Genomic DNA, 8,986 nt, shown 5'->3' with positions numbered 1-8,986 from the left:
AAATAACAGATATTTTGAAATGTAGGATAAACGACAAGTTTCAAGTCGTTGACTTAAATCCCATTAAGCTAGCCGTTTGAATCGGCACTAGTATATATTATCAAAAATTGGCAAAAAAAACCAAAAAGTTTTAGAATTAATCCACTCCATCACACTTTGGGACTAAACAAGTAACCCCTTCTTTGTGTGCAATTATGGCATGTCTAATAAAAAACCTAATGATTTATTAATAGACAAAGTCTGTAATTCAATGAATTGATTATCCTATTTGATTATAATTTTTATAAAAAATTTTTTAAAAATTAGATCTATTCTATAAAAACCTTTTATTAAATATTTTTTTTGACAAAAAAACCAAACAAACGCGATACACTAAAAATAAACAAGGAGTTATGTTTTGAAGCTACCCCCTATCACAAACAAACTCTGTAGAGGAGAAAAAAACAAAGAGAAAGCCTATGCGCAGGCTTAAAGAAAAAAAAGAAGAGAATTAAAATGATTAGAATCACTGGTTCCTTTCCTTCTTCTCCCTTGCCCTTTCAAGATCCGATTAAAAAAATACAAAAAGAGCTTTACGATAGTATTGGGCAATTTAAAACCAAATTACAATCTCTAAATGCTGTTAAAGCAAAAGATCCTCAATTTTTAGAAGAATTTGCCTATGGAATAAGACAAGTAAATTCCCTTGTTGAAAAAATAGAAGAAAGCTCTAGGACGTCGTCTGAAGATTTAAAAGATGCAGCCTATATTATGCATAATGTCTTATATCAGTCCTTATACAGTCCAAATAGTGCTTCTGAGACTAGCTTATTAAAAGTAGCTACTAACTTTAAAATAGAAGAAGATTCTGACTTAAGTTTGGTTTTACATAATTTTACAAAACATCCAAATCGCTTGGACATGCTTATTCGAGAGCTTACCGTTATTATGGAAGATCTTGAGAATTAAAAAGGAATGACTTTTAAATCCTCTGCAACAATTGTTCTAGGAAAAATAACAGAGGCTTCTTGTAAAAACTCATTTAAGTCTTGATAACGAGCAGAAAAATGTGTCAATACCAATGTGTCTACGTGAGCTTCTAGGGCAGCTTTAGCTGCTTGTTTAGAGGTTAAATGGTGATGCTTTCCAGCTAAATGTCTATGAGCTTCTAAATAGGTACTTTCACAGAGAAAGAGTTTGGCGTGATCTGCCACTTCAACAAGAGCAGGACAAACCAGAGTATCGATGGCAATAGAGACCACATCTCCTTTGCGAACCCAGCTTACATCCTCTAATTTGATCTTTTTTCCTTGAATGATGAGTTCTTTTTTCTCCTTTAAAAGACGCACATTAGGACCAAAAATTCCAGCTTGTTGTAGTTTTTTTTGATCAAATTTAATTTGGTCTTTTTCTATAACACGCCAAGCTAAGTTATCAACTCCATGTTCTAAAAAGCGCGCTTGAATCAAAAATTGCTCATCCTCATGAACAACTCCTTCCTCAAAAACAGGATGTTCGACGATCTCAATTTGTTGGTGATAGATCGACCCATAGCGCAATCTTTCAAAATAGGTTTGGCCGCTAGCTGGATAATAGCAATGAACTGGATGTGTAACCTTATCCAGGTTTAAGCGCATTAACATAGAGCCCAACCCTAAACAGTGATCCCCATGGAAATGACTAATAAATATACGTGTTACAGAAGTGGGAGCCACATTTGCAAAGATAAATTGTCTCTGCGTTCCTTCTCCTGGGTCAAATAAAAAGCCTTCGGTTTTCCAAAGTAAAAGATAAGCGCCGTGATTGCGGGTGCGTGTATGTTGCTGACTAGAGCAGCCTAAAATAACTAAACAACGCTGACTCATGCAAGTCCTTTTTTAAACCAAGAAAGACATCCTAAAAAAGCTCCGGTAAGACCTCCTACAACGTGTGCGGTATTAGCAATCTGCAAAGTAGGCGCTAGATGATAAAACAGCCTAATCCCCCAGATAACTCCATCCAATACGACCATTGCGGCAACAAAGAAAAATAACAATAAAAGAGCGCTCTTTTGGACAGAATACCCTTCCCAGGGAGCTTTTTTTTGGCGCACCCAAATAAATCCACCCATTCCTACTACTACGCCTGAAATTCCAATAAAATAAGGACCGCTCATGATATATTGTGCCACATTGCTAGCTATGGCAATCAGAAGCACTAACACAAGCATTTTTTTCTTACCTATTTTCAAATCCAGTTGCTTACCAAATAGAAAAAGCCAAGCCATATTAAAAAGGATATGCAAAAAATCACGATGCAGAAAAATAGGCGTAATCAGACGCCAAACTTGTCCCTGTCTGATTTTTTCAAACATCGGAACTTTGCTTATCGCTTGTAGGCCTTCTTTTTGTATAGTGGGGAAAAGCTGCAATACCCCTTTCCAAGAAGGGATGGCTTCTATTTTTTTTAATTCTAATTGAGTTTCTAAAGGTAATTCATCTACACCTTGAAAGGTTTTCATAGGATGCTCTTGAACAAATTGGTTTAACTCCTTAAAGGCTTTTGGATAATCAAACAGCAATTTTTGCATCAATGGTGTTAAAGAGACCTGAAGGGCTAGTGCTCCTTTATTTTTCATAATTTGGCTTTCTTGAAAAGAGTTCCATAAAAATAAAAAACAGCAGATAAAAATTAGAAGAGGAGTAATCCCTCTCCATTTTCGAGAAGTTTGTATCTGAACTACAGAGGGCTCTATTAATTCTTCTTTTTTAGGTTCTTCTTGTATTTGAAATAAAGAGTCATTGGGATTTTGATTAAACTGCAAAAATAATTCTGAAGCTTCTTTAAAATCTTCTTCTCTTTGGATCCATATACGATAAAAAGGTTTTTCCGCAGAAGGATTATCTGGTTCATAAGAGCTTTGTATTCCTTTTTGCAATAAAAAAGAATGAAAGCTAAGTGCTTTTTGCTCTGTGTCAAAAAGGCCTATTAATCGCATATTTTTTTAATCTTGTTAATGATGTAAGAAGTAGATAATCCCGGAATTTTTTCTACAATGTGTATTCTCCCTTTTTGCCTAATGACGGTTTCTTTTTCTATGCAATTTTTTCCATATTCAGAACCATTGACATGTACATCTGGTCGAATTTCTGATAAAATCCGTATAGGGTCTATCTCATTAAAATAGGTGACATAATCAACCATTTCCAAGGCAGCGATTAATAAAACTCTCTGCTTTAAAGGAATAATTGGACGTTTTATATCCTTATACCGTTGAATAGATACATCTGTATTTAAAGCTACAATCAATATATCAGCTTGCAAAGAAGCTTGAAAAATAATCTCTAAATGTCCCTCATGTAAAAGATCAAAAGAGCCATTGAGCGTTGCTATTGTTTTTTTTTCTTCACGCAAATACTTGATTGTCTCTTGAAGATTTTTAGGTTCGATCACTTTTTTACAAATGCTCTCTTCAAAGCAAGAACTACTTGCTAAATGCGACATCAAATACCTCATCATAGTGCGATACGAAATGCATCTGAATCCCTTTTTTGACATAAGTGGGAAGCTCATCGTAATCACGTTGATTTTCCGATGGGAAAATTAATACTTTAGCTCCGGAGCGTTTTGCAGCGATCAATTTTTCCTTAACCCCGCCAATGGGTAAAATCTTACCGGTAAGCGTTAATTCTCCTGTCATCCCTAAATCTTCTATAACAGGTTGATCTTTTAAAAGGGAAAGCAAAGACGTTACCATGGTAATTCCCGCTGAAGGTCCATCTTTTGGAGTAGCTCCTTCAGGGATGTGTAGATGCACCTGAGACTTTTCAAAAAAGCTACCTCCTGGAACATACCGATTCACCTGGCTATGTAAGAAAGTCCAAGCAATTTGAGAGGATTCTTTCATCACATCTCCCACTTGTCCTGTTAATTTCATTTCCATCTTTTCCGCGTGTACTTTAGTTGCTTCCACATACAAAGTAGCACCTCCTAAAGAGGTCCAAGCAAGTCCCATACACACACCCACAGGCGTTCTTTCATAATAACGATCTGTGGTAAAAATGGGCTTCCCTAGAAAATCTTTCACATTACTCTCGGAAATCGAAATCTTTTTACACTCTGTCTCTTTTTCTTGTGCATTAACAACAGAAACAGCCACTTTACGCATAATTTTCTTGATATAATTTTCTAAGCTGCGAACACCTGCTTCTCGGGCATACCCATTGATGATTTGAGAAACTCCATCTTTAGTAAAATTAATATCCGTTGTTTTTAATCCCATGTTTTTGCGATTACGGGGAATTAAATATTTTTGAGCAATTTGTATCTTTTCTTCTGAGATATAACCTGATAAACGCAGGATATCCATGCGATCTTTCAAAGGCTCTGGAATGGTGTCTAGGATATTTGCTGTGACAATGAATAAAATATGGGATAAATCGCAACGAACATCCAGATAGTGATCCAGAAAATCTTTATTCTGTTCTGGGTCTAAAACCTCTAATAAAGCAGAAGCTGGATCTCCATGATAACTGGAGCTCATCTTATCAACCTCGTCTAACATAATGACAGGATTCATCGCTTGAGTAGACTTAAGCGCTTGAACAAGTTTTCCTGGCATAGACCCAATATAGGTACGGCGATGTCCTTTGATTTCTGCCTCATCACGCATACCACCTACAGAAAATCGATAAAAAGGCCTTTTCAAAGCCCTTGCAACGCTTTTTCCAATACTGGTTTTTCCCACTCCTGGAGGACCAACCAAACAAATAATACTCCCTTTTACTCCACCAGAGAGCTTCCCTACTGCAATGAATTCTAAAATTCTTTCCTTGATATCATTGAGTCCATAGTGATCTTTTTCGAGTATTTTTTTTGCAACCTTTAGATCTAGCTTCTCTTCGTTATAAATACCCCATGGAATAATCGTTAACCAATCTAGATAATTACGACATACTGCGTATTCGGCTGATTGGACTTCTAGCACAACCAACTTTTCCATTTCATCTTCAATGACCTGCATGACATCAGAAGGAACGACTCTTTTTTTTAAGCGCCCCTCAAATTTCTCTACATCACAGGTTTTATCATCCTTCTCTAGACCTAGTTCTTTTTTAATGGTCTTTAGTTGCTGTCTGAGAAAAAAATCGCGTTGGGCTTCTGAAATATTGGCTTCTATCTTCTGATTAATACTATTTTGCAACTTGCTTAAATCAATTTCTTTTTTTAATAAAAGCAATGCCTTATCGATTCTACCCTGTAAATCAAAGGTTTCTAGCACTTCTTGTAGTTCTTCTCTGCTAGCTGTTGTTAAAGCTACTGCAAAATCAGCTAATTTCCCGGGCTCGGTAAAGTCGGAATGCCCTAAGAAAATTTGTAGTTCTTCTTTAAATAAAGGGTTTAACTTCAAAAGTTCTTTAATCGTTGTAATAATACTAATTGAATACGCTTTTAGCTCTTTGGAAAGCTGTTTGACTTCATCATGATGATAAGTTAGCTGCGCTTTGAGATATTTAAGGGTTTTAAAAGGTTTGCGTATAGAAATACGTTTTTCCATATTTAAAACTACCTGGGCCCCACCTTGCTCCATAGGAATAATCCGCAAAACACGTGCTAAAACCCCTACTTGATACAAGTCATCAAAGCCAACCTTATAAATATTTGCATTCTCATTACGGGTTAAAAATAAACCCATGCATTTATGTTCTGACTTGGCGACTAGCTTGAGAATTTCGTAAAAGGCGCCTGGTTCAACCACAATAGGCGCAGCCATGCCCGGGAAAAAAGGACGGCGACTAAGAGGGACTATAAATACTTCATGAGGAAAAGACTCAGCATTCTTGCTTCTTGTTTTTTCATTTTTTACAGATTTCTGCATAGCTTTGACTAATGCTTCTTCCATTTTCTCTTCGTTTAAAATCTCTTCCTGTTCTTTTTGACTATCCAAAAAACAATCTCCTAACTGGGATTACATCGAATGCATCATTAATAAAAGGCCATCAATTTATCAGCTCTAGAAAATATGCGCAATAAAGCAAACTATTTATAGATGGAAATATTGTTTAAAAGTGGTGTGATTTTTAGTCATTTTTGTTAATCTAAATCAAATTCTTTGTGAAAAAATGTATACTCTTATTTTAGATACCAGCTCCACGATAGCCTTAATTGCTGTTGCAAAAGCAGATATAATCTGTGCATGCCATTCCTATATACATGAAAACCAATTATCTACGTCTTTTTTTCCCAGCATTGAGCGTCTTCTTTCTTCCTATCCAAGAATAGATAAAATTGCCGTTGGTATAGGTCCGGGCTCTTACACAGGCACAAGGGTTGGAGTAACTATTGCTAGAACTTTGAGTTTTGGATTAAAGGTTGTTTACCAATCTTTTTACTCTCCATTAGCTTATCTACCCCCTCGTTTAGGTCGTTTTAGTTTTTTATTACCCCATAAATCAGGCCGATCTTTAGTTATTCAAGGAGTGCAAAAGGAAAATTTCCTTGAAAGCACAGATCCTGAATTTATAGAAAACCTGGAAATTTGTAAAAAAATCACAGGCAGCGATTATATTATTTCTGAGAGCTCATTGGACCTTTCTATTCCTCGTTATTTACCTGCTGTTAATCCTCAGGCTCTCTTACCTTTGCTAAAGAATATCTCCCCAAATCAAAAAATATTTTACCATCATACCCTTCCTATATAAGCTTTAAGATTTTTTAGATTTGAAAAATAAGCAGATTTTCCCTTAAGATGATTAGATATCAAATCTTAAAAGAGAGCCGACAGATCTTTATCTTTGGCTTAATTTTTAAGAACTTAAGATGATTTGGCTTATTATTAATTTGTAACTTAAGGAAAAATTGTTCATGCCCAGCGTTAAAGTCCGCACCGGAGAACCTCTTGATAAAGCTTTGAGGGCTTTAAAAAAGAAAGTCGATAAAGAAGGCATTATGAAGTCCGCTAAAACACGTCTTTGTTATGATAAACCCTCTGTAAAAAGCCGAGCAAAATCAAAAGCTGCACAAAAATATAAAAAACCCAAAAGGTTTTTAGGATTTTAGCACTTTAAAGACTCTTTTGCTAAATTATTGGCAGAAAACCAATCCTTTATGCTACACTAGCCTTTTACAAACATAAAATACCCCATTTATTATGAGTAGTTCCGATTATTATAAAGAGCTGGGTATATCTCGCGATGCCACCCAGGAAGAAATTAAAGCGGCTTATCGCAAAAATGCTCTTCAGTACCATCCTGATAAAAACCAAGGAAATCCCGAAGCTACAGAAAAGTTCAAAAAAATCTCTCAAGCTTACGAAATCCTAGGAGACGAAGAAAAAAGACGCCATTACGATCAATATGGCACCCATGATCCAAGAGCAGCAGGATTTGGATCTTCTTCAGGTGGTGCTGGTAGTTTTTCTTCTATGGAAGAAGCGCTGCGTACGTTCATGCACGCCTTTGGTGGTGGTGGTGGTAATGATTCTGTTTTTGATTCCTTTTTTGGAGGGGGGGGGTCTGAAGAAGCAGGGGGTCAACAAGGAGCAAGTAAAAAAATAAATGTCACACTCTCTTTTGAAGAAGCTGTAAAAGGGGTAGAAAAGGAAGCTAGCGTTACCAATTATGTATGCTGCAACACATGTAATGGATTAGGAGCTGCTTCAGCTAATGGGGTTAAAAAATGCCCTGCTTGCCGAGGATGTGGTCAAATTCACCAGACTCGCGGCTTTTTTAGCATGTCAAGCGTGTGTCATCAATGTTATGGACAGGGGAAAACAATTACCGATCCATGCAAAACATGCCATGGAACAGGCAGAGTAAAGAAGAAGCAAACAGTTCCTATCAAAATACCAGCTGGTGTTGATACCGGGATGCGTCTTCGCATGTCTGAATACGGTGATGTAGGTGAAAGAGGTGGCCCTGCTGGAGACCTCTACATCTTCATTACGGTCAAACCCCACAATGTTTTCCAAAGAGATGGAGATAATGTAATCGTTGAATTTCCTATCAGTTTTGTAGAAGCCTCATTAGGATGTAAAAAAGAGATCCCTACTCCAACAGGGGAAAATGTTCGTATTTCAATCCCTGATGGAACTCAAAGTGGGAAAATATTAAGAGTTAAAGGAGGAGGTTTTCCCAATGTTCGAGGAAAATCTAAGGGTGACCTGCTTATAAAATTACTGATCGAAACACCCATACGCCTGACTAGTAATCAGAAAGATTTATTAAAAAAATTCCAAGAGTTAGAAACAGAGCGTAATAATCCCCTTCAGGGCAACTTTTCTGAAAAAGTTAAAGTTTTTTTTTCGGAATAATTAAAAGGCTTGTAATCTTAATTCAAGGTTTGATAAGTTACTTTTTTAGATCTCTTCAAAGCTGAAAAAGCTGTGTTTACAAGCTACGAATTTTCGAATTACAAGTCTATTGTATCGAATCCTTTAATCCACAGAAGCCTTAAAAAGGCATCTCATTATTTAGAACACTATAACGATACTCTGCAATCCCATAGAAAAAAACAGGCTCTGCTTTTACCTTTGCTGATTGCAGAAACCAGCATTTCTCTAAAAGTTCCTTTTAGCACAACACAATTAGCTCATCTACTTAATGATAAGCCCGATTCTTTATGGATCGATTATTTACATACATTGATCTATTTAATTAACCACAGCAATAAACAACTTTTAAACATTGCTAAGTTATGCTTTTTACATCGTCTTATTAAGTATAACTCTTCGGTTAAAGACTCTTTAGGTGTTTTACGGACCCAGCAAAATTGGATTGATTCATAGGGATGCGGTCAGGGCTTACGCATGAAGAATTTCCTTTGCACCTACTAGATCTAATAAATAATCTTTACGACATGATGCAATGAAGCGCCGTTTACGTAAACTGACCAGGGCTTACGCATGAAGAATTTCCTTTGCACCTACCAGATCTAATATAGTTATTTAAATCGACATTGATAAAACAGCTTGATCTAAGGCTTCGGATAAATTAGCTACAGTAGGTAAAAGTTCTCGGATTTTCGTTTT

Annotated in this window: 9 protein-coding genes; 5 read left to right on the top strand and 4 right to left on the bottom strand. The window is 36.3% G+C overall.

From position 1 onward, the window contains the following. The first annotated feature begins 495 nt into the window (after positions 1-495). A complete protein-coding gene (locus tag RHOW815_RS04980) occupies positions 496-948 on the top strand; it encodes a hypothetical protein (protein WP_215217234.1) in 453 nt (150 codons plus the stop codon). Here the strand turns inward: RHOW815_RS04980 and RHOW815_RS04975 are convergent. From RHOW815_RS04975 to lon, 4 genes are read right to left on the bottom strand one after another with little or no spacing between them, the layout of a single operon-like run. Continuing rightward, a complete protein-coding gene (locus RHOW815_RS04975) occupies positions 945-1,844 on the bottom strand; it encodes a ribonuclease Z (RefSeq protein ID WP_215217233.1) in 900 nt (299 codons plus the stop codon). The genes RHOW815_RS04980 and RHOW815_RS04975 overlap by 4 nt on opposite strands. Then, a complete protein-coding gene (locus RHOW815_RS04970) occupies positions 1,841-2,956 on the bottom strand; it encodes a rhomboid family intramembrane serine protease (RefSeq protein ID WP_215217232.1) in 1,116 nt (371 codons plus the stop codon). Before RHOW815_RS04970 ends, RHOW815_RS04975 begins: the two co-directional genes overlap by 4 nt. Beyond that, positions 2,947-3,462 (bottom strand): adenylyltransferase/cytidyltransferase family protein, encoded by a 516-nt coding sequence (locus RHOW815_RS04965; RefSeq protein ID WP_215217231.1) that lies wholly within the window; start codon positions 3,460-3,462, stop codon positions 2,947-2,949. Before RHOW815_RS04965 ends, RHOW815_RS04970 begins: the two co-directional genes overlap by 10 nt. Next, on the bottom strand, positions 3,443-5,860 hold the full coding sequence (lon, locus tag RHOW815_RS04960) for an endopeptidase La (protein ID WP_215217235.1): 2,418 nt from the start codon (positions 5,858-5,860) through the stop codon (positions 3,443-3,445). Before lon ends, RHOW815_RS04965 begins: the two co-directional genes overlap by 20 nt. A gap of 220 nt (positions 5,861-6,080) precedes the next feature. Here lon and tsaB point away from each other — a divergent pair, with 220 nt between their 5' ends. The 4 genes from tsaB to RHOW815_RS04940 all read left to right on the top strand — a co-directional run bounded on the left by tsaB (position 6,081) and on the right by RHOW815_RS04940 (position 8,743). Continuing rightward, positions 6,081-6,659 carry a tRNA (adenosine(37)-N6)-threonylcarbamoyltransferase complex dimerization subunit type 1 TsaB gene (gene tsaB, locus RHOW815_RS04955; RefSeq protein ID WP_215217230.1) on the top strand — a complete coding sequence of 193 codons (579 nt, stop codon included), beginning with the start codon at positions 6,081-6,083 and terminating at the stop codon, positions 6,657-6,659. A gap of 163 nt (positions 6,660-6,822) precedes the next feature. After that, positions 6,823-7,017, top strand: coding sequence for a 30S ribosomal protein S21 (gene rpsU / locus RHOW815_RS04950; protein ID WP_138107149.1), 195 nt, complete (start codon positions 6,823-6,825; stop codon positions 7,015-7,017). A 91-nt stretch (positions 7,018-7,108) separates the two neighbouring features. Further along, a complete protein-coding gene (gene dnaJ / locus RHOW815_RS04945; protein ID WP_215217229.1) occupies positions 7,109-8,269 on the top strand; it encodes a molecular chaperone DnaJ in 1,161 nt (386 codons plus the stop codon). Between the two features lie 72 nt (positions 8,270-8,341). Continuing rightward, positions 8,342-8,743: a hypothetical protein gene (locus tag RHOW815_RS04940; protein WP_215217228.1), complete on the top strand. Its 402-nt coding sequence runs from the start codon at positions 8,342-8,344 to the stop codon at positions 8,741-8,743. Positions 8,744-8,986 lie beyond the last annotated feature (243 nt).

It is taken from the genome of Candidatus Rhabdochlamydia sp. W815, assembly GCF_018642185.1.
Classification (GTDB): Bacteria; Chlamydiota; Chlamydiia; order Chlamydiales; family Rhabdochlamydiaceae; genus Rhabdochlamydia; species Rhabdochlamydia oedothoracis.
Note: the sequence above shows the minus strand (reverse complement) of the source record. Positions and strands in the feature narration are given on the sequence as shown.